This window comes from Streptomyces gelaticus (assembly GCF_014649535.1).
Lineage (GTDB): Bacteria > Actinomycetota > Actinomycetes > Streptomycetales > Streptomycetaceae > Streptomyces > Streptomyces gelaticus.
This window is the reverse complement of the sequence record NZ_BMTF01000003.1, coordinates 119,473-139,174: the sequence shown is the minus strand read 5'-3', so window position 1 is coordinate 139,174 and position 19,702 is coordinate 119,473. Positions and strand designations below refer to the sequence as shown.

Sequence of the window (19,702 nt, the reverse complement as noted above, 5' to 3'; positions counted from 1 at the left end):
TTCGGCCCTGATCCGCCGGAGAGGCCCTACGGCCGGTCGAGCCGCAGCCGGTCCGCCTTCGGCAGCCCCGCCACCACCAGGTCGTAGGAGTCCTCGATCAGCTCGCGGAGCACCCGGTCCGGCACCCCGGACACCGTCACCGTGTTCCAGTGCCGTTTGTTCATGTGCCAGCCCGGCACCACCGCGTCGTACTTCTCCCGCAGCCGCACCGCCTCGTCCGGGTCGCACTTCAGGTTCACCGTCAGCGGCCGGGCGTCCAGCGCGCTGAGCGCGAACATCTTGCCGAGCACCTTGAAGACGGAGGTCTCGGGGCCGAACGGGAACTCCTCGGCGCTCGCGTCGAACTCCAGGCAGAACGCCCTCAGCTGCTGCGGGGTCACCCCTCGTCCTCCCCCTGCGGCGCCACGGGCTCGACCAGCACCGTGACGATCTTGTTGCGGCGGCCCGCCGGGGACTCCGCGGTCAGCCGCAGCCGACGGCCGTCCGGCAGGTCGACGACGGCCGACGCCCCGGCGATCGGGACCCGCCCCAGCGCCTTGGCCAGCAGTCCGCCGACGGTCTCCACGTCCTCGTCGTCGTACTCGTCGAAGCCGAACAGCTCCCCGAGGTCGCCGATGTCGAGGCGCGCGGTCACCCGGTAGCAGTCGTTCCCCAGCTCCGTGACGGGCGGGAGCTCGCGGTCGTACTCGTCGGTGATCTCGCCGACGATCTCCTCGAGGATGTCCTCGATGGTGACGATGCCCGCCGTGCCGCCGTACTCGTCGATCACGACGGCGACGTGGCTGCGTTCCTGCTGCATCTCGCGCAGCAGGTCACCGGCGTTCTTGGTGTCGGGCACGAAGGCCGCCGGGCGCATCGCGGTGGAGACCGGGTCGGCCTCCGACTCGCGGTTGATGTGGGTCTTGCGGACCAGGTCCTTGAGATACACGATGCCGACGATGTCGTCCTCGTTCTCCCCGGTGACCGGGATCCGCGAGAAACCGGAGCGCAGGGCCAGGGTGAGCGCCTGCCGGATCGTCTTGTAGCGCTCGATGCAGACCAGGTCCGTCCGCGGCACCATGACCTCGCGCACCAGCGTGTCGCCGAGCTCGAAGACGGAGTGCACCATGCGGCGCTCCTCGTCCTCGATCAGCGACTCCGCCTCGGCGAGGTCGACCATCGCGCGCAGTTCGGCCTCGCTGGCGAACGGCCCCTTGCGGAAGCCCTTGCCCGGGGTGACCGCGTTGCCGATCAGGATCAGCAGCTGCGGGATCGGGCCCATGACGCGGGCCAGCGGCAGCAGCACGTACGCCGCGGCGGTGGCCGTGTGCAGCGGGTGCTGGCGGCCGATGGTGCGCGGCGACACGCCGATGGCGACATAGGAGACGAGGACCATCACGCCCATGGCGACGGCCAGCGCCTCCCAGGTCCGCGGGAACTCCTTCAGGCAGCCGTACGTGACGAGCACCGCGGCCGACATCTCGCAGGCGACCCGCACCAGCAGGGCGACGTTGAGATAGCGGGTCGGGTCCGCCGCGACCTGTTCCAGCTTCCCGCTGCCGCGCCGCCCGGAGCGGACCGCCTCGGCGGCCCGGAAGCTGGAGACCCGGGCGATGCCCGCCTCCGCGCAGGCCGCGAGCCAGCCGAGGACGACCAGCAGAACGGCACCCAGGACGAAAGGAACGCTCACGAGACGGTGGGGGCGGGCGAGGGGCCGGTCAGGCCGTGCTCGGCGCGCCAGCCGTCGACGATCGCGGCCTGGAGGCCGAACATCTCGGCCTTCTCGTCCGGCTCCTCGTGGTCGTACCCGAGCAGGTGCAGCACTCCGTGGACGGTGAGGAGCTGGAGCTCCTCGTCCATGGAGTGCCGGGTCGCCGCTTCCTCGCCCTGTTTCTGGGCGACCTCCGGGCAGAGCACGATGTCACCGAGGAGCCCCTGCGGGGGCTCCTCGTCGTCCTTGGCCGGCGGACGCAGCTCGTCCATCGGGAAGGACATGACATCGGTCGGGCCCGGAAGGTCCATCCACTGGATGTGGAGCTGTTCCATGGCGTCGGTGTCCACCACGATCACCGAGAGCTCGGAGAGCGGGTGGATCCGCATCCTCGCGAGTGCGTAGCGGGCGATGTCGAGGATCGCCTGCTCGTCGACCTCGGTTCCGGACTCGTTGTTGACGTCGATCGACATGGTGCGCTGCTACTGCTTCCCGTTGTGGCTGTCTCGGTTGTCGTACTTCTCGTACGCGTCGACGATACGGCCGACGAGCTTGTGCCGGACAACGTCCTGGGAGGTGAGCCGGGAGAAGTGGACGTCCTCGACGCCGTCCAGGATCTCCTGGACCTGGCGCAGTCCGCTCTTGGTGCCGTTCGGCAGGTCGACCTGGGTGACGTCACCGGTGATGACGATCTTCGAGTCGAAACCGAGCCGGGTCAGGAACATCTTCATCTGCTCGGCGCTGGTGTTCTGCGCCTCGTCCAGAATGATGAACGCGTCGTTCAACGTCCGCCCACGCATGTACGCCAGAGGCGCCACCTCGATCGTGCCCGCGGCCATCAGCCGGGGGATGGAGTCGGGGTCGAGCATGTCGTGCAGCGCGTCGTAGAGCGGACGCAGATACGGGTCGATCTTCTCGTAGAGCGTGCCGGGCAGGAAGCCGAGCCGCTCACCCGCCTCGACCGCGGGCCGGGTCAGGATGATCCGGTTGACCTGCTTGGACTGAAGGGCCTGGACGGCCTTCGCCATGGCGAGATAGGTCTTGCCGGTACCGGCGGGGCCGATGCCGAAGACGACCGTGTGCTTGTCGATCGCGTCGACGTACCGCTTCTGGTTGAGCGTCTTGGGGCGGATTGTGCGACCGCGGCTGGAGAGGATGTTCTGGGTGAGCACCTCGGCCGGCGTCTCCTCGCCGTCCCCCTCGCCGCTCTCCGTCGCCCTGAGCATGGCGATCGAGCGTTCCACTGCGTCCTCCGTCATCGGCTGACCGGTGCGGAGCACCAGCATCATCTCGTCGAACAGGCGCTGGATCAGAGCGACTTCCGTCGCGTCTCCGGCGGCGCTGATCTCATTTCCCCGGACGTGGATGTCGGCCGCCGGGAAGGCCGTCTCGATCACGCGCAGCAAGGCGTCGCCGGAACCCAGAACGGTCACCATCGGATGGCTGGGGGGGACGGTGAAGTGGGCTCGCGCCTGCCTCGGCGCAGGGGTCTGGGCTGTGGGTGTCTGAGTCATGGGCCGGCTCTGTGGCCTGCACATACCTCCCGTTGCAAGGTTCTCGCCGATCGACAACCTCTCGGATTTACAAGCCTACGACTCCGCACCGGCAACACCGAGGGCTTTTTCGCACACGCTCACGAACAGGCGCACCCGGTCGTCAGGCGGGACGCCGGAAGCCGATCGTCGGGACCGCGCGGCGCAACGGCCAGGGCCGCGCCGCGGCGGGCAGCAGTTCCTCCAGAAAGGCGTACCGCTGGAGCGCGGCCGGGTCCTGGTCGGCGAGGGTACGGATCTGCTGCCACCAGGCGGCGATCTCCGCCCACCCCGGCGCCGACAGCGATCCGCCGAACTCCTGGACCGAGAGCGCCGCGGTCAGCCCGGCGAAGGCCAGCCGGTCGGCCAGCGGCCAGCCCGCCAGGGTGCCCGTGACGAAACCGGCGACGAAGACGTCGCCCGCACCGGTGGGGTCGAGCGCCTCGACCTCGATCGCGGGCACCTCGGCGCTCTCCCCGGTCGCCGAGTCCACCGCGTACGCGCCCTCCGCGCCCAGGGTGACCACGGCGAGGGGTACCCGCTCGGCCAGGGCGTGGGCGGCGGCACGGGGGCAGTCGGTGCGGGTGTAGCGCATCGCCTCCTCGGCGTTGGGGAGGAAGGCCTGGCAGTGCTCCAGATCGGCGAGGGCGTCCAGGTCCCAGCGGCCCGTGTCGTCCCAGCCCGTGTCGGCGAAGATCCGGGCGCCGTTGCGGGCCGCGGTGGCGACCCACGGTTCGGTGCGGCCCGGGGCGAGCGAGGCGACGGCGGCGCGGGCGCGGGGCGGGCAGCGCGGGAAGCACGGCTCCCCGGCGGGGAGGGCGGCGCCGTGGGCGCCCTCGGGGCCGGGGGCCTCGTGGCCGTGCGAGACCATCGTCCGCTCGCCCTCGTACGCCATCGAGACGGTCACCGGCGAGTGCCAGCCGGGGACGGTGTGCGACATGGACAGGTCGATGCCCTCGCCCTGCTCCAGGGCGTCCCAGCAGTACTCCCCGTAGTGGTCGTCGCCGAAGGCCGCGGCCAGCGAGGTGTGCAGCCCCAGTCTCGCCAGGGCGGTGGCCATGTTGGCGACGCCGCCGGGGCTGGAGCCCATGCCGCGCGCCCAGGACTCGGTGCCGCGCACCGGGGCGCTGTCCAGGCCGGTGAAGATGATGTCGAGGAAGACCGTGCCGGTCAGGAAGACGTCGCAGTCCGGGTCCTGCGGGGCGCGCAGCCCGTCCAGTGGGTCGATACCTGGAATGTCCGTGCTCACCTTGCACTCCCCGGTCGTGGCAGATCCGGCCAGTGTGCCCGATTCACCGCCGCAACCGGCGGGTGCGCGCCGTCGGCGCCCGGAGGGCTCGTCGCGGCGCCTCTCATCCAGTCGCTGACCTGCATAAACATGCGCTGCTACCCGCACTCCCAGAGTGTAAACGCACAAGTGATCCAGATCACACGAGGGTGCCTTTCGGTCAACTGGCCGCGGTTGATACAAATTGGCCCGCGAGCCCCTTCGGCGACGGTTGCCGACGAGTGGCCCGACCTTCCCGTATTTCCCGCATTGCCCTCCCCTGCCTTCCCTGCCGTACACCGGCATGTCTTCAGGAACGCCCATGTCCCCGCGCCCTCGCGCCGCGTGGCCCCTGGTCGCCGTGTTCACCGCCGGTTACCTCGCCGCCTATCTGCTCCCCACCATCGTCGGGCGGCTCTCCGTCTGTCTCGGTCTCAGTACGGCGCAGTCCGGGCTGGTCGGCAGCGCCCTGCTGCTGAGTTCGGCGACCGCGGGGTTCGCGCTGGCGGGCCGGGTCGAGACGTACGGGCCGCGGCGGCCGGCCCGGATCGGACTGGTGCTGGCCATGGCGGGGTACGGCTGCGCCGCCCTGGCCGGGTCGGTGCCGCTGGTGGTCCTGGGCGCGGTGATCGGCGGTTTCGGCTCCGGCACGGCCACCGCGGTGGCCGCCTCGGGCATCGCCGCCCAGCGCGATCCGCACCGGACCTCCTCGCTCGGGCTGCTCAGCGTCTCCGCGACGGCGGGCGCCCTCTATCTGACGATCCCGCACCTCGGCGGCGGCCACCGGCTGCCGTTCGCCTCGATCGCCCTGGTCGCCCTGGTCGTCTGGCCGGCCACCGCACGGCTCGGCGGCGTCGTGCCCGTCGGCCCCGCCGCCCCGGCCGCCTCCCGGCTGCCGCACCGCCGTTCCGGTCTGGTGCTCGCGGGCGGCATGCTCGTCTGGTCCATGGCGCAGAACGCGCTGTGGGGCGTCAGCAGCCGGATCGGGGTGGACCAGGTCGGGCTCTCCGAGGTCACCATCGGCGCGGTGTTCGCCGCCGCGCTCGGCGCGGGCCTGCTCGGGGTGATGGGCGCCGGGGTGCTGGGCTCCAGGCTCGGCCGGGCGGTGCCGATCGGTCTGGGCACCGTGATCATCGCGGCGAGCATCGTGCTCAGCTCGTCCGCCGGGAGCCTCGGCCGGTTCGCGACCGGCGAGATCCTCTGGAACACGATCTACCCCGTGGTCCTGTCGTACCTGATCGGTCTGGCCGCCTCCCTGGACGTACGCGGCCGCTGGGCGGTCCTCGCGGGCTCGGCGTCCTCCGTCGGCGTGGCCTGCGGGCCGGTCCTCGGCAGTGTGCTGTCCGAGCAGGCCGGCTACCCCGTCATGGGCCTGATCCTGGGCGCCCTCACCCTGCTGGTCGCGGCCCCGGTCACGGCCGTCGCCCTGCACACCGGTGGCCGCCCGCTGGTGCCGGGATCGGTGCGCCGCAGGGGTGGCGCACCGGCCGCGCTGCTCGCCGTCACCACCGGAGCGGTGCCGGGCGCCGTGCCCGAGCTGGGCGCGCCCGAGCAGGCCGTCACGGAGATCAGCCTGCCCGTGCGCCGCAGGCGCCCGGTCCGGGGCGCGTTCCGGACGGCCGGTCCGGCGGACGGAGCCGGTCAGTCGAACGCGTACGCCTCGACCTCGGCCAGATAGCGCGCCCTGCGCTCCTCGTCGTGGTCGAGGAAGGCCGCCTCGAAGGAGTTGCGGGCCAGTGTGCGCAACTGCTCGTGGTCCAGGCCGAGCGCCCCGTGGACGGCGTGGAAGGTGTCCCCTACGTATCCGCCGAAGTAGGCGGGGTCGTCGGAGTTCACGGTGCAGAGCAGTCCGGCGGCCATCATGGCCCGCAGCGGGTGCTCCTCCAGGGTGTCGACGGCCCGCAGCCGGACGTTGGACAGCGGGCAGAGGGTGAGCGGCACCCGGTCCGCGACCAGCCGCTTCACCAGCTCCGGGTCCTCCATGCAGCGCAGCCCGTGGTCGATGCGCTCCACCCCGAGGACGTCCAGGGCCTCCCGGATGTACTCGGGCGGGCCCTCCTCGCCCGCGTGGGCGACCTTGCGCAGCCCGAGCGCCGCGGCCGCCTCGTACACCTCGCGGAACTTGGCGGGCGGGTGGCCGACCTCCGCCGAGTCGAGGCCGACCGCGCTGATCCGGTGCAGATACGGCTTCGCCGCCTCCAGGGTCCGCAGCGCCGACTCGGCCGACTGGTCACGCAGGAAGCACATGATCAGCTGGGTGGAGATGCCGTGCTTCTCCTCGCTGCGGTCCAGCGCCCGGCCGAGCCCCTCGACGACGGTGCCGATCGGGACGCCGCGGGCGGTGTGCGCCTGCGGGTCGAAGAAGATCTCCGCGTGTCTGACGCCCTGCGCGGCGGCGCGGGCGAGATACGCGTCGGCGAGCTCCTCGAAGTCCTCCTCGGTCCGGAGCACCGCCATCAGCGCGTAGTACAGGTCCAGGAAGCTCTGCAGGTCCTCGAAGAGGTAGGCGGTGCGGAGCTCCTCGGTGTCCGCGTACGGCAGCCGCACGCCGTTGCGCCGGGCGAGCGCGAAGGCCGGTTCGGGTTCGAGGGTGCCCTCGATGTGGAGGTGGAGTTCGGCTTTGGGGAGATGCACGGGTTTTTCACGCTCACAGACAGTGGTGCCGATGTGTTCAGAGGTGCCGGGTCGGCACGGGGACCCGGCCGAGGTCCTGGGCGACGGTCAGTTCGCCCTCGTACCCCGCCGCGCGGGCCTGGGTCTCGAAGGCGGCCGGGTCGTCGTACCGCTGCGAGAAGTGCGTCAGCACGAGGTGCCGTACGCCCGCGTCCCGGGCCACCCGGGCCGCCTGACCGGCGGTCAGATGGCCGTGTTCGGTGGCGAGCCGTTCGTCCTCGTCCAGGAAGGTCGACTCGATGACCAGCAGGTCGCAGCCCTCGGCGAGCACATGCACGCCCTCGCAGAGCCTCGTGTCCATGATGAACGCGAACCGCTGGCCGCGCCTGCGCTCGGAGACGTCGTCGAGCGTGACGCCGCCGAGGGCGCCCTCGCGCTGGATCCGGCCGACGTCCGGGCCCTTGATGCCGTGCGCGGCGAGCTTCTCGGGCAGCATGCGTCGCCCGTCGGGCTCGACGAGCCGGTAGCCGTACGACTCGACGGGGTGCGAGAGCAGGTGGGCGCTGAGCGTGTACGCGTCGGTGGTGGCGAGCGCCCCGTCGGCGGTGACCGGGGCCTCGGTCAGCTCCACGGACTCGCGGTAGGCGGTGGCGTACCGCAGCCGTTCGAAGAACTGCTGCCCGCTCGCCGGGTAGTGAGCGGTGACCGGGTGCGGGACCTGGTCGAGGTTGATCCGCTGGATCACCCCGGCCAGGCCCAGCGAGTGGTCGCCGTGGAAGTGCGTGACGCAGATCCGGTCGATGTCGTGCGCGGCGACACCGGCCCGCAGCATCTGGCGCTGGGTGCCCTCACCGGGGTCGAAGAGGATGCCCTCGCCGTCCCAGCGCAGCAGATAGCCGTTGTGGTTGCGGTGCCTGGTCGGGACCTGGCTGGCGGTGCCGAGGACCACGAGTTCGCGTACGGACACGGTGTGCGACCGGCCGCTCTAGCCGGGGGGCCACTGCAGTCCGCGGCCGCCCAGGACATGGGCGTGCGCATGGAAGACGGTCTGGCCGGCACCGGAGCCGGTGTTGAAGACGACCCGGTACCCGGTGTCCACGATCTTCTCGTCGGCGGCGACCCGCCCGGCCTCCTGCAGTATGTCGGCGGCGATCGCCGGCTCGGCGGCGGCGAGCGCGGCGGCGTCACGGTGGTGGACGCGCGGGATGACGAGTACGTGGGTGGGAGCCTGCGGGTTGATGTCCCGGAAGGCGACGGTGGTCTCGGTCTCGCGGACGATGGTTGCCGGGATCTCGCCCGAGACGATCTTGCAGAACAGGCAGTCGGGCTGCGGTTCTCCTGCCATGGGGCCGGCTCCTCGGGTTGACGGTGATCGCTGTACCGCATGCTATCGGGCCGCCTGCGGCGGGTGTTGCTCCCCTGCCCGCCGCAGGCACACCGCCTCCGCTCCCCCTATGCCCCCGGCAGTTCCGGCAGCTCCGGCGCCCGCTTCGCCGGTGTCCGTGCCAGTGACGCCAGCGCGATCCGGATCGCCTCGTCCAGCTGCGGATCCCGCCCCGCCACATGGTCCTGCGGCGTCATCACGACCTCGACATCGGGATCGACCCCGTGGTTCTCCACACCCCAGCCGTAACCCTCCAGCCAGAACGCGAACTTGGGCTGGGTGACCGATGTCCCGTCCACCAGCCGGTACCGGCCGTCGATGCCGACCACGCCGCCCCAGGTCCGGGTGCCGACGACCGTCCCGATGCCCAGCGCCTTGATCGCGGCGTTCACGACGTCGCCGTCCGAGCCGGAGAACTCGTTGGCCACGGCGACCACCGGCCCGCGCGGCGCGTCCTGCGGGTAGCTGAAGGGCCGCCTGCCGCGCGGCATGTCCCAGCCGACGACGCGGCGGGCGAGCTTCTCCACGATCAGCTGTGAGGTGTGGCCGCCGCGGTTCTCCCGGACGTCCACGACCAGCCCCTCACGGGCCACTTCGACCCGCAGATCGCGGTGGAGCTGCGCCCAGCCCGAGCCGACCATGTCGGGGACGTGGAGGTAGCCGAGGCGCCCGCCGGAGCGCTCGTGCACATACGCCCGCCGGTCCGCGACCCACGCGTGGTAGCGCAGCGCCTCCTCGTCGGCGAGGGGTACGACGACGACATGGCGGGGGTCGCCGCCGTCCACCGGAGAGACCGTCAGCTCGACCGGCTTGTCCGCCGAGCCGGTGAGCAGCGGGCCGGGCCCGGTCACCGGGTCGACCGGGCAGCCGTCGACGGCGAGGATCGTGTCCCCGGAGCGCACCGCCACCCCGGGCGCGGCGAGCGGCGAGCGGGCCTCCGGGTCGGAGGTCTCGGACGGCAGGATCCGGTCGATGCGCCAACTGCCCGCCTCCGTACGGGAGATGTCCGCGCCGAGCAGCCCCTGCCGGGCCGAGTCGTCGCGCCATCCACCGGGCGGCACCACATAGGCGTGCGAGGTGCCGAGCTCCCCCTGCACCTCCCACAGCAGGTCCATCAGGTCGTCGTGGGTGGCGACCCGTTCCAGCACCGGGCGGTAGCGCTCCAGGACCCCGTCCCAGTCGAGGCCTCCCATGTCGGGGCGCCAGAAGTTGTCCCGCATGATGCGCCCGGCCTCGTCGTACATCTGGCGCCATTCGGCGGCCGGTTCGAGGGTCCGCCGGATCCGGGAGAGATCGACGGTGACGCCGCCGTCGCTGCCGCCGTCCTCGTCGTCGGCGGCGACATGGCTGTCGGACGGCACGACGCGCAGCTTGCCCCGGGTGTGCAGGACGACCCGCCTGCCGTCCCCGCTGACCGCGAAGTCACTGACGTCCGAGGCGAGTTCCTCGCAGCGCAGCTTCTCCAGGTCGAACCGCTCCAGCACGGTCTCGGGCCGCCCGGAGTCGGGGGTGGCGCCGCTCGTTCCGAGCACCCCGGTCACCGGGTGGCACAGCCACAGCAGCCCGTCCTTCGCGGCCCGCAGCGTGGAGCAGTTGGCGGCCCCGACGGGCAGCGGCAGGATCCGGTCGGCGAGCCCTTCGAGGTCGATGCGGGTGACGGGCAGCGCGGTCGGGTTGTCCTGGTCGCCCTCGCCGCCGCCCTTCTCCTTCTCCGTCGGGCGGCCGTGGCGCTGCGGCCCGAACGGGGAGGGCGTGGTGGCGGCGAGCGTCAGCAGATGCGGGCGGCAGGCACCGATGAACGCCAGGTCGAAGACATGGGCGTCGTAGACCGGGTCGAAGGACCGCTCGGAGAGGAACGCGAGGTGCTTGCCGTCGCCGGTGAACGCCGGGGAGAAGTCCCGGAAGCGCAGCGGGGTGGCCTCGGTGACCGAGAGATCGGCGAGGTGCGCGAGCTTGAGCTGGCTGAGCGGCTCGGGCCCGGGGTGGGACCAGGCGAGCCAGGAGGAGTCGGGTGAGAAGACGAGGCCGGAGGCGTCGCCGTGCTCGCTGCGGTCCACCTCGTGGACCTCGCCGCTCTCCCGCTCGACGATCAGGACCCGCCCGTCGTGCGCGGCGACGGCGAACCGGCTGCCGTCGGGGGACGGGGCGAGGTCCAGGACCCTGCCGATGCGGCCCGCGGCGAGGCGTCGCGGTGCGGCGCCGGGGGCGGTGCCGGTGGCGGGTGCGCACTCCAGGGCGTCGTCGCCCTCGGCGTCGGTGACCCAGACGACGTGCTGGTCGCCGTCGGCCTGGAAGGTGCGGGGCAGCCGGGCCCGTACGCCCGGTTCCGCGGCGAGCACGCGGGCCGGGCCCCCGTGGTGGGTGACCCAGTGGACGGCGCCGCGTGTCCCGACGGCGCTGCCGCGGCCGGTGCGGTCCGGGGAGGCGGAGTCGAGGTGGCCGGCGGCGTGCACGGAGTGCGGCTGGAGGTCCGTGCGCTGGCCGCCGAGCCGGATGTCGAGGCGGCGGGAAGCGTCGCCCTCCAGGCCGTCCAGCAGCCAGAGTTCACCGGCCGAGGCGTAGGTGACACGGGTGCCGTCGGTGGTCGCGTGGCGGGCGTAGAAGCCGTCGACGCCGGTGTGGCGGCGCAGGTCGGAGCCGTCCGGGAGCGAGGAGTAGAGCGCGCCGACGCCTTCGTGGTCGGAGAGGAAGGCGATCCGCTCCCCCACCCACATCGGGCACTCGATGTTCCCGTCGAGCTCCGCGTGGAGCCGGACGAACTCCGCCGGTCCGTCCGCCGGGGGCTCCTGCTCGATCCACAACTTGCCTGCCGTGCCGCCCCGGTAGCGCTTCCAGGTGGCGGCCTCGCGCCCCATCGTGACCGAGAGCAGCAGGACCCGGCCGCCGGGCCCGTACGCGAGCGATCCGACCGGCCCGTACGGCAGGGTCCGGGCGGGACCGCCGTCGACCGGGACGGCCCTGGCCCAGGTGCGCCGGTGCGACGCCTGCCCCTGGGCGCTGACGACCAGCACCTCGCCCCCGGGCGTCCAGCCGTGGACGGCGGTCCGTTCGTCGCCCCAGTAGGTGAGCCGCTCCGAGGGGCCGCCGCCGGCCGGCGCGATGTGCACCTCGGGCACCCCGTCCCGGGTGGACGTCCAGGCGACCCGGGTCCCGTCGGGTGATATCCGGGGGCCGGTGACAGGCCGGTTGTCGGCACTGACGCGCCAGGCCCGGCCGCCGTCCAGCGGCGCCAGCCAGACATCGTCCTCGGCGGTGAAGGCGATCGAATCGCCCTGGACATGGGGGTATCGGAGGTAGGCAAGCTGTGTCACACCGCTCACCCTAGGCCGCGGCCCTGCTCTGCGTAACCGGGTTGGCCGGAGTGCGACGGGCCGCGGAACGCCGCCGGGCTCACTTGCCCATGGGCCTCTCGGTCACCGTCACCGTGACGGTGACCGTCGGCCGGAAGCCGACGCCGCCACCGGCCGGCGGCGGGTCGACCACGACGGTCGACGGGGTGGCGTCGCAGTTGCCGAGCGCATCCGCCCGGAAGACGGACCTCCCACCCGCCGTCGCGGTCAGATCGCCGCGCACGCACCGCCCGCTGAGCGCCTGGGTGACCTTGCCGGTGAGCATGATGGCCTCGCCGCCCCCGGTCTTGCCGGTGCAGTTGACGTCCGCGGTCCGGCGGGCCGAGGCGGCGGGCGAGGCGGCCGCGATCCCGTTCCCGTCGACCCCGGCGGTGCAGTTCAGCCATCGCACGACGACCCCGTTGCGCTCCAGTGCGCCGGTGCCGACCTGGTCGGTGGTCACGGCGATGGACGCGGAATTCAGTCCGCCCGCCGGCTCACAGGCGACGGCACCCGCCGCGACCACAAGTGCGGACACGGCCAGAAAGCGCCGTTCTCTTCCCCGGGCCCATGCCCTCGATGTCCCCATACGGGCAGCTTCCCACCGTTCGCCCGTGAAACGGTAGACGGCTTGCGGGCGGAACCGCGGGCGGCTCCGTCGTACGCGCCGGGGCGCACAGCGGGCTCACAACGAGGTCACGACCAGCGGCCGGTGCGCCCCAGCAACAGTGCCGCCGCCGCCGTGCCCGCCGTCGACGTACGCAGGACGCTCGCCCCGAGCCGGCAGGTCCGGGCGCCTGCCGCGGCGAAGACCGCCAGCTCGTCCGGCGACACACCGCCCTCGGGACCCACGACGAGCACGATCTCGCCCTGGGCGGGGAGCCGTACGGTGGCCAGCGGCTCGCTGTCGTGCTCCCGGTCCTCGTGCAGCACGGCGGCGAAGTCCGCCGCGGCCAGGAGCGCGGCGACCTGCTTGGTCGTCATCGCGTCGGCCACCTCGGGGAAGCGCACCCGGCGGGACTGCTTCCCCGCCTCCCGGGCGGTGTTGCGCCATTTGGCAAGGGACTTGAGCCCGCGGTCGCCCTTCCACTGCGTGATGCAGCGCGCCGCCTGCCAGGGCACGATCGCGTCGACACCGGTCTCCGTCATCGTCTCCACGGCGACCTCGCCCCGGTCGCCCTTGGGCAGGGCCTGGACGACGGTGATGCGCGGCCCGGGCACGGGCTCCTCCCGGACCGCGCCCAGGCCGGTGAGGACGAGCCGGTCCTTGCCCTCGGCGGCCCCGACGACGCCTTCGGTCCAGTGGCCGCGCCCGTCGGTGAGCACGACCTCCTCACCGGCGCGCAGCCGCTTCACCGACACGGCGTGCCGGCCCTCGGGTCCCTCCAGGACGAACTCGGGCCCCTCGGGGACCTGTTCGACGACGAAGACCGGTGCGGTCACTGCGTACTCCCTGTGCTCACTGCCGTCCGTGCGGCGTCCAGTTCTTCGGCGAGCAGCCGGACCAGCCGGCCCGCGGGCAGCTCGCGTGCCATTCGGTGCCCCTGGCCCGCCCACAGGGCCATGCCCTGCGCGTCCCCGGCCTTCGCCGCCGCCTTGCGCAGCCCGGCGGTCAGATAGTGGACCTGGGGATAGGCGGCGGGGGCGTACGGTCCGTGCTCGCGCATGAACCGGTTGACCAGGCCCCGGGCCGGGCGGCCGGAGAACGCCCGGGTCAGGGCGGTCCGTACGAACAGCGGGTTGGTCAGCGCCTGCTTGTGCAGCGGGCTCGCCCCCGACTCGGGGCAGACCAGGAACGCCGTGCCGAGCTGCGCCGCCTCCGCACCCGCGGCCAGCACCGCGGCGATCTGGGAGCCGCGCATCAGCCCGCCCGTGGCGACGATCGGGATCTGCACGGTCTCACGGACCTGGGACACCAGCGAGAGCAGCCCGATCCCGGCGCCGTCGGTCTGCGGGTCGTCGCGGTGGGTGGACTGGTGGCCGCCCGCCTCGACGCCCTGGACGCAGACCGCGTCGGCGCCCGCCCACTGGGCGGCCTGGGCCTCCTCGGGGGTGGTGACCGTCACGACGGTGTACGTGCCGACGCCGGCGAACGCGTCGAGGGTGTCGCGGGTCGGGCAGCCGAAGGTGAACGAGACGGCCGGGACCGGGTCCTCCAGCAGGATGGCGAGTTTGGCGTCGTAGTTGTCGTCGCCGCCGGAGTCCGGATCGCCGAGCGGGGTCTCGTACCAGGCGGCCTCGCCCGCGAGCTGATGCCGGTACACCTCCACGGCGCTCGGGTCGGCGAGCGCCGGCTGCGGCATGAAGAGATTCACGCCGAAGGGCTGACCGGTCAGCCCGCGCAGCTGTTTGATCTCGTTGTACATACCGTCGGCCGTCTTGTACCCGGCGGCCAGGAAACCGAGCCCGCCCGCCTCGGAGACGGCTGCGGCGAGCTGCGGACCGGACGTGCCGCCCGCCATCGGGGCCTGCACGATCGGATACCGGCAGAGATCGGTCAACGCGGATGACATGACCGCATCGTGTCACGTCCGGCGCCGCGCGGGGCGCGTGGGAGGGGTCCGCTTTGTACTCAAACGCCGGACGGCCCCGCCGAGCGGGCCCGTCCGGCGTCCGGAAACGGTGTGCGGGGCCGGTCAGCGGCCGTTGAAGGCGTCCTTCAGCCGGGAGAACAGCCCCTGCTGGCCGGGCTGGAACTGGCCGGTGGGCCGCTCCTCGTTGCGCATCTTCGCCAGGTCCCGCAGCAGTCGCTCCTGCTCCGGGTCCAGCTTCGTCGGGGTCGTCACCTCGACGTGCACGATCAGGTCGCCGCGCCCGCCGCCCCGCAGATGCGTGATGCCGCGCCCGTGCAGCGGGACCGACTGGCCGGACTGGGTGCCCGGCCGGATGTCGACCTCCTCCAGGCCGTCGAGCGTCTCCAGCGGCACCTTGGTGCCGAGCGCGCCCGCCGTCATGGGGATGGTGACCGTGCAGTGCAGATCGTCGCCGCGGCGCTGGAACACCGCGTGCGAGAGCTCGTGGATCTCCACGTACAGATCGCCGGCCGGGCCGCCGCCGGGGCCGACCTCGCCCTCGCCCGCGAGCTGGATGCGGGTGCCGTTGTCGACACCGGCGGGGATCTTCACGGTGAGCGTGCGCCGCGACCGGATGCGGCCGTCGCCGGCGCACTCCGGGCACGGGGTCGGCACGACCGTCCCGAAGCCCTGGCACTGCGGGCAGGGCCGCGAGGTCATGACCTGGCCGAGGAAGGAACGGGTGACCTGGGAGACCTCACCGCGACCGCGGCACATGTCACAGGTCTGGGCGGAGGTGCCGGGGGCGGCGCCCTCGCCGCTGCACGTGGTGCAGACGACGGCCGTGTCGACCTGGATGTCCTTGGTGGTGCCGAACGCGGCCTCGGCCAGGTCGATCTCCAGGCGGATCATCGCGTCCTGGCCGCGCCGGGTGCGCGAACGGGGTCCGCGCTGCGACGACGTACCGAAGAACGCGTCCATGATGTCGGAGAAGTTGCCGAAGCCGCCCTGTCCGAATCCACCCGCGCCACCACCGCCGCCGGAGGCGGACAGCGGGTCGCCGCCGAGGTCGTAGACCTGCTTCTTCTGCGGGTCCGACAGCACCTCGTAGGCGGCGTTGATCTCCTTGAACCGCTCCTGGGTCTTCGGATCGGGGTTCACATCCGGATGCAGCTCACGGGCGAGCCGACGGAATGCCTTCTTGATCTCGTCCTGGGACGCGTCGCGGCGCACGCCGAGTACGGCGTAGTAGTCCGTGGCCACTTACGACTCCGCCAGGATCTGTCCGACGTAACGTGCCACTGCGCGTACCGCTCCCATCGTTCCGGGGTAGTCCATGCGGGTCGGTCCGACCACGCCGAGTTTGGCGACTGCCTCGTCGCCCGAACCGTAGCCGACCGCGACGACGGACGTGGAGTTGAGCCCCTCGTGGGCATTCTCGTGCCCGATCCGTACGGTCATGCCTGAGTCCTTGGCCTCGCCGAGCAGCTTCAGCAGCACGACCTGCTCCTCCAGTGCTTCCAGCACCGGCCGGATCATCACGGGGAAGTCGTGCCCGAAGCGGGTGAGGTTGGAGGTGCCGCCGATCATCAGCCGCTCCTCCGTCTCCTCGACGAGGGTTTCCAGCAGGATGGAGAGCACGGTGGACACGGTTGCCCGGTCCTCGCTCTCGAAGGATTCCGGCAGATCCTGCACCAGCTGCGGGACGTCCGCGAAGCGGCGTGAGACGACCCGGCTGTTGAGCCGGGCCCGCAGATCGGCCAGCGAGGTCTCGCCGAACGGGGCGGGGCAGTCGATCATGCGCTGTTCGACCCGGCCGGTGTCCGTGATGAGCACGAGCATCAGCCGGGCGGGCGCCAGCGACAGCAGCTCCACATGCCGCACCGTCGACCGGGTCAACGAGGGGTACTGCACGATGGCGACCTGCCGGGTCAGCTGCGCGAGCAGCCGTACGGTGCGGCCCACGACGTCGTCGAGGTCGACCGCGCCGTCGAGGAAGTTGTGAATGGCGCGACGTTCCGGCGACGAGAGGGGCTTGACGCCCGCGAGCTTGTCGACGAAGAGGCGGTAGCCCTTGTCCGTCGGGATGCGTCCGGCACTGGTGTGGGGCTGGGCGATGAAGCCCTCGTCCTCCAGCACCGCCATGTCGTTGCGGACGGTCGCCGGGGAGACTCCCAGCTTGTGCCGCTCGGTGAGCGCCTTGGAGCCGACGGGCTCCTCCGTGCCGACATAGTCCTGGACGATGGCGCGGAGCACTTCGAGTCTGCGTTCACTGAGCATCGCGCACACCTCCAGCTGTGTTTCCTCGGTGGTTCTCGGGACGTTCCTGTTTCTCTGCCCAGGAATCCGCCTGGCACTCTGTCAACGCGAGTGCCAGCAATCCCCCGGCAAGTGTACGGCGGCCGAGTGGGGACCTAGCAAGGGCGACCGGCCACGCCACCGCGAGACCGGACAGGCCGTTTGCCGATAGCGTCCCGGTATGGATGCCTCTTGGGAAGAGTTCGGGTGGGAGCGAATCGGTCACGGAGTGGGCCGGCGGCGCCTTCCCGGATGGGACGCAACGGTCGCACTGGTGGCCGGAACGGACGGAGTGCTGCTCTACGACACCGGATCGACGCTCCGTGAGGGCGCCGAGGTACGGGACCAGGCGCGGGCTCTGCTGGGCCGGAGGGTGACGCATATCGCACTCAGCCACTCCCATTTCGACCATGTCCTGGGCACCGCCGCGTTCCCCGGCGCCGAGGTGTACGGGGCGGTCGGCCTGGCGGAGCTGCTGGAGCGGGAGACGGCGGAACTGCACACCTCGGCGGTGCGCCACGGGGTCGATGAGCACGACGCGGCGGAGGCCGTCGAGGCGCTGGTGGTCCCGCAGCACCCGGTGCGCGGCGAGCGGACGCTCGATCTGGGCGGCGGGCGCGAGGTGCTGCTGGCCGACGTGGGCCCCGCGCACAGCGGCCACGACCTGGTCGCGGTCGTCCCCGGCTCCCCCGCGATCGTGCTCTGCGGCGACCTGGTCGAGGAGTCCGGCGAACCGCAGGCGGGCCGGGACGCGTTTCCCGCCCGCTGGCCGGCCGCGCTGGACCGGCTGCTGGCGCTGGGCGGTGAGGACGCGGTGTACGTACCGGGGCACGGGGCGGTGGTGGACGCGGCGTTCGTACGGGAACAGCGCGAACAACTGGCCGTGCGCTTCGGCGTGTCGTGACCCTCAGGGCCTATCGTCGTCCGATGCGCAGCTACCAGCCGGACCTGACCCCGCCGTGGAAGAAGTCCGCCCCCGTTCCCGAGGTCCCCGTCGAAACCGATCTGGTCGTGGAGGAGGTCTCCACGGGATTCTGCGGTGCGGTGATCCGCTGCGAGAAGACGGCCCAGGGGCCGACGGTGACTCTGGAGGACCGTTTCGGCAAGCACCGGGTGTTCCCGATGGAGCCGCGCGGCTTCCTGCTGGAGGGCCGGGTGGTCACCCTGGTCCGCCCCTCGTCCGCCGCTCCGGTGCGCCCCGCCCGTACCGCCTCGGGTTCGATCGCGGTCCCCGGGGCGCGCGCCCGGGTCGCACGGGCGGGCCGGATCTATGTGGAGGGCCGGCACGACGCGGAGCTCGTCGAGCGGGTCTGGGGCGACGACCTGCGGATCGAGGGCGTGGTCGTCGAGTACCTGGAGGGCATCGACGACCTCCCCGCCATCGTGGGCGAGTTCTCCCCCGGTCCGGACGCCAGGCTGGGCGTCCTGGTCGACCACCTGGTCCCCGGCTCCAAGGAGTCCCGGATCGCCGCCCGGGTGTCGGACGCGAACGTGCTGGTGGTCGGCCACCCCTACATCGACGTGTGGGAGGCGGTGAAGCCGTCCTCCGTGGGCATCACGGCCTGGCCGGCGGTGCCGCGCGGCCAGGACTGGAAGACGGGCGTGTGCCGCGCGCTCGGCTGGCCGGAGAACACCGGCGCGGCCTGGCAGCGCATCCTGTCCACGGTCCGCTCGTACCGCGACCTGGAGCCGGCGCTGCTGGGCTCGGTGGAGCACCTGATCGACTTCGTGACAGCGCCGAACACGAGCCCCTCCGGCGGCTGAGGAGCGGGCGGCCGGGGCAGAGCCCCCGGCGACGGCCCCGCCCCTCAGTCCACCAGATCCCGTACCACCGCATCCGCCAGCAACCGCCCCCGCAACGTCAGCACCGCCCGCCCCTGCTCGTACGGCCCGGACTCCAGGAGCCCGTCCGCCAGGGCGCGGCGGGAAGCGGCAAGCCCCGCCGGTGCCAGCAACGACAGCGGGCACCCGTCCGCGAGCCGGAGCTCCAGCAGGATCCGCTCGACCCGCCGGTCCTCCGCGGAGAGGATCTCCCGCCCGGCCCCCGGCGACCGTCCCTCGGCCAGCGCCTGCGCGTACGCCCCCGGATGCTTCACGTTCCACCAGCGCACCCCGCCGACATGGCTGTGTGCCCCCGGCCCGGCACCCCACCAGTCGGCCCCGCGCCAGTACAGCTCGTTGTGCAGGCACCGGCCCTCGGGCGTGCGGGCCCAGTTCGACACCTCGTACCAGGAGAAGCCCGCCGCGGCCATCGCCTCGTCGGCGATCAGATAGCGGTCGGCGTGGACGTCGTCGTCCGTCATCGGTACCTCGCCGCGCCGGATCCGCCGGGCCAGCTGCGTCCCCTCCTCGACGATCAGCGCGTACGCCGAGACATGGTCCGGCCCCGCGCCGATCGCCGCGTCCAGCGAAGCCCGCCAGTCGTCGTCGGACTCCCCGGGCGTGCCATAGATCAGGTCGAGGTTGACGTGCTCGAAGCCCGCCTTCCGGGCCTCGGCGACACACGCCTCGGGCCGCCCCGGCGTATGCGTGCGGTCCAGGATCTTCAGCACGTGCTGCCGGGCGCTCTGCATCCCGAACGAGATCCGGTTGAAGCCGCCCTCCCGCAGCTCGGCGAGGTACGCCGGACCGACGGACTCCGGGTTGGCCTCGGTGGTGATCTCGGCGTCGTCCGCGAGGCCGAACTCCGCACGGATCGCCCCCAGCATCCGGACCAGGTCCGCGGCGGCCAGCAGGGTCGGCGTACCGCCGCCGACGAAGACCGTGCGGACCGGGCGCGGATCGTCGCCGAGGACCTTGCGGGCCTGGCGGACCTCGCCGATCAGATGCTCGGCGTAGTTGTCCCGGGAGGCCAGCGCGCCACCGGAGCCGCGCAGCTCGGTGGCGGTGTAGGTGTTGAAGTCGCAGTAGCCGCAGCGGGTCGCGCAGTACGGCACGTGCAGGTAGAAGCCGAGCGGCCGGCCGGCCGCGCCTTCCAGGGCGTGGCGGGGCAGCGCCCCGTCGTCGGGTACGGGTTCACCATCGGGCAGTACGGAAGGCATACCGCCCATTGTCGCTCGCCGCCGGAGAAGCCCCG

The 19,702-nt window shown here is 72.3% G+C and carries 18 protein-coding genes; 3 read left to right on the top strand and 15 right to left on the bottom strand.

Going from position 1 to position 19,702, the window contains the following annotated elements:
* Window positions 1-26 precede the first annotated feature (26 nt).
* From IE107_RS05440 to IE107_RS05420, 5 genes are all read right to left on the bottom strand, one after another.
* Window positions 27-380: an MmcQ/YjbR family DNA-binding protein gene (locus tag IE107_RS05440; RefSeq protein ID WP_189541603.1), complete on the bottom strand. Its 354-nt coding sequence runs from the start codon at window positions 378-380 to the stop codon at window positions 27-29.
* Entirely contained in the window at window positions 377-1,669 is a 1,293-nt protein-coding gene (locus tag IE107_RS05435; protein ID WP_189541601.1) for a hemolysin family protein, read from the bottom strand. The genes IE107_RS05440 and IE107_RS05435 overlap by 4 nt, the downstream gene beginning before the upstream one ends.
* The gene (gene ybeY / locus IE107_RS05430) at window positions 1,666-2,163 is read right to left on the bottom strand and encodes an rRNA maturation RNase YbeY (protein ID WP_189541599.1); all 498 of its coding nucleotides are present in this window, start codon (window positions 2,161-2,163) and stop codon (window positions 1,666-1,668) included. The genes IE107_RS05435 and ybeY overlap by 4 nt, the downstream gene beginning before the upstream one ends.
* 9 nt (window positions 2,164-2,172) lie before the next feature.
* Window positions 2,173-3,204 carry a PhoH family protein gene (locus tag IE107_RS05425; protein ID WP_189541597.1) on the bottom strand — a complete coding sequence of 344 codons (1,032 nt, stop codon included), beginning with the start codon at window positions 3,202-3,204 and terminating at the stop codon, window positions 2,173-2,175.
* 142 nt (window positions 3,205-3,346) lie between these two features.
* Window positions 3,347-4,471 (bottom strand): carbohydrate kinase family protein, encoded by a 1,125-nt coding sequence (locus tag IE107_RS05420; protein ID WP_189541595.1) that lies wholly within the window; start codon window positions 4,469-4,471, stop codon window positions 3,347-3,349.
* Window positions 4,472-4,811: 340 nt separating this feature from the next.
* Here IE107_RS05420 and IE107_RS05415 point away from each other — a divergent pair, with 340 nt between their 5' ends.
* Complete coding sequence (locus IE107_RS05415) at window positions 4,812-6,167, top strand: MFS transporter (protein ID WP_189541593.1); 1,356 nt, start codon at window positions 4,812-4,814, stop codon at window positions 6,165-6,167.
* Here the strand turns inward: IE107_RS05415 and IE107_RS05410 are convergent.
* The 9 genes from IE107_RS05410 to hrcA form a co-directional block, all read right to left on the bottom strand.
* Window positions 6,131-7,123, bottom strand: coding sequence for an adenosine deaminase (locus IE107_RS05410; protein WP_189541591.1), 993 nt, complete (start codon window positions 7,121-7,123; stop codon window positions 6,131-6,133). The genes IE107_RS05415 and IE107_RS05410 overlap by 37 nt on opposite strands.
* A gap of 37 nt (window positions 7,124-7,160) precedes the next feature.
* The gene (locus tag IE107_RS05405) at window positions 7,161-8,069 is read right to left on the bottom strand and encodes a ribonuclease Z (RefSeq protein ID WP_189541589.1); all 909 of its coding nucleotides are present in this window, start codon (window positions 8,067-8,069) and stop codon (window positions 7,161-7,163) included.
* An 18-nt stretch (window positions 8,070-8,087) separates the two neighbouring features.
* Window positions 8,088-8,447: a histidine triad nucleotide-binding protein gene (locus IE107_RS05400; protein WP_189541587.1), complete on the bottom strand. Its 360-nt coding sequence runs from the start codon at window positions 8,445-8,447 to the stop codon at window positions 8,088-8,090.
* 107 nt (window positions 8,448-8,554) lie between these two features.
* Window positions 8,555-11,797 (bottom strand): S41 family peptidase, encoded by a 3,243-nt coding sequence (locus IE107_RS05395; protein WP_189541585.1) that lies wholly within the window; start codon window positions 11,795-11,797, stop codon window positions 8,555-8,557.
* A 79-nt stretch (window positions 11,798-11,876) separates the two neighbouring features.
* Window positions 11,877-12,353, bottom strand: a complete 477-nt coding sequence (locus IE107_RS05390; RefSeq protein ID WP_308434208.1) for a hypothetical protein — start codon at window positions 12,351-12,353, stop codon at window positions 11,877-11,879.
* Between the two features lie 158 nt (window positions 12,354-12,511).
* A complete protein-coding gene (locus IE107_RS05385) occupies window positions 12,512-13,258 on the bottom strand; it encodes a 16S rRNA (uracil(1498)-N(3))-methyltransferase (protein ID WP_189541583.1) in 747 nt (248 codons plus the stop codon).
* Window positions 13,255-14,328 carry a nitronate monooxygenase gene (locus IE107_RS05380; protein ID WP_189541582.1) on the bottom strand — a complete coding sequence of 358 codons (1,074 nt, stop codon included), beginning with the start codon at window positions 14,326-14,328 and terminating at the stop codon, window positions 13,255-13,257. The genes IE107_RS05385 and IE107_RS05380 overlap by 4 nt, the downstream gene beginning before the upstream one ends.
* A gap of 123 nt (window positions 14,329-14,451) precedes the next feature.
* The gene (dnaJ, locus tag IE107_RS05375) at window positions 14,452-15,591 is read right to left on the bottom strand and encodes a molecular chaperone DnaJ (RefSeq protein ID WP_189541580.1); all 1,140 of its coding nucleotides are present in this window, start codon (window positions 15,589-15,591) and stop codon (window positions 14,452-14,454) included.
* The gene (gene hrcA / locus IE107_RS05370) at window positions 15,592-16,608 is read right to left on the bottom strand and encodes a heat-inducible transcriptional repressor HrcA (protein ID WP_189541578.1); all 1,017 of its coding nucleotides are present in this window, start codon (window positions 16,606-16,608) and stop codon (window positions 15,592-15,594) included.
* A 199-nt stretch (window positions 16,609-16,807) separates the two neighbouring features.
* Here hrcA and IE107_RS05365 point away from each other — a divergent pair, with 199 nt between their 5' ends.
* Both IE107_RS05365 and IE107_RS05360 read left to right on the top strand, forming a co-directional pair.
* Window positions 16,808-17,530 (top strand): MBL fold metallo-hydrolase, encoded by a 723-nt coding sequence (locus tag IE107_RS05365; RefSeq protein ID WP_189541576.1) that lies wholly within the window; start codon window positions 16,808-16,810, stop codon window positions 17,528-17,530.
* A 23-nt stretch (window positions 17,531-17,553) separates the two neighbouring features.
* Window positions 17,554-18,390, top strand: a complete 837-nt coding sequence (locus IE107_RS05360) for a DUF3097 domain-containing protein (protein WP_189541573.1) — start codon at window positions 17,554-17,556, stop codon at window positions 18,388-18,390.
* Window positions 18,391-18,434: 44 nt separating this feature from the next.
* On the opposite strand, the gene hemW is transcribed toward IE107_RS05360, so the two are convergent.
* A complete protein-coding gene (gene hemW, locus IE107_RS05355) occupies window positions 18,435-19,676 on the bottom strand; it encodes a radical SAM family heme chaperone HemW (RefSeq protein WP_189541571.1) in 1,242 nt (413 codons plus the stop codon).
* Between the last annotated feature and the right edge of the window lie 26 nt (window positions 19,677-19,702).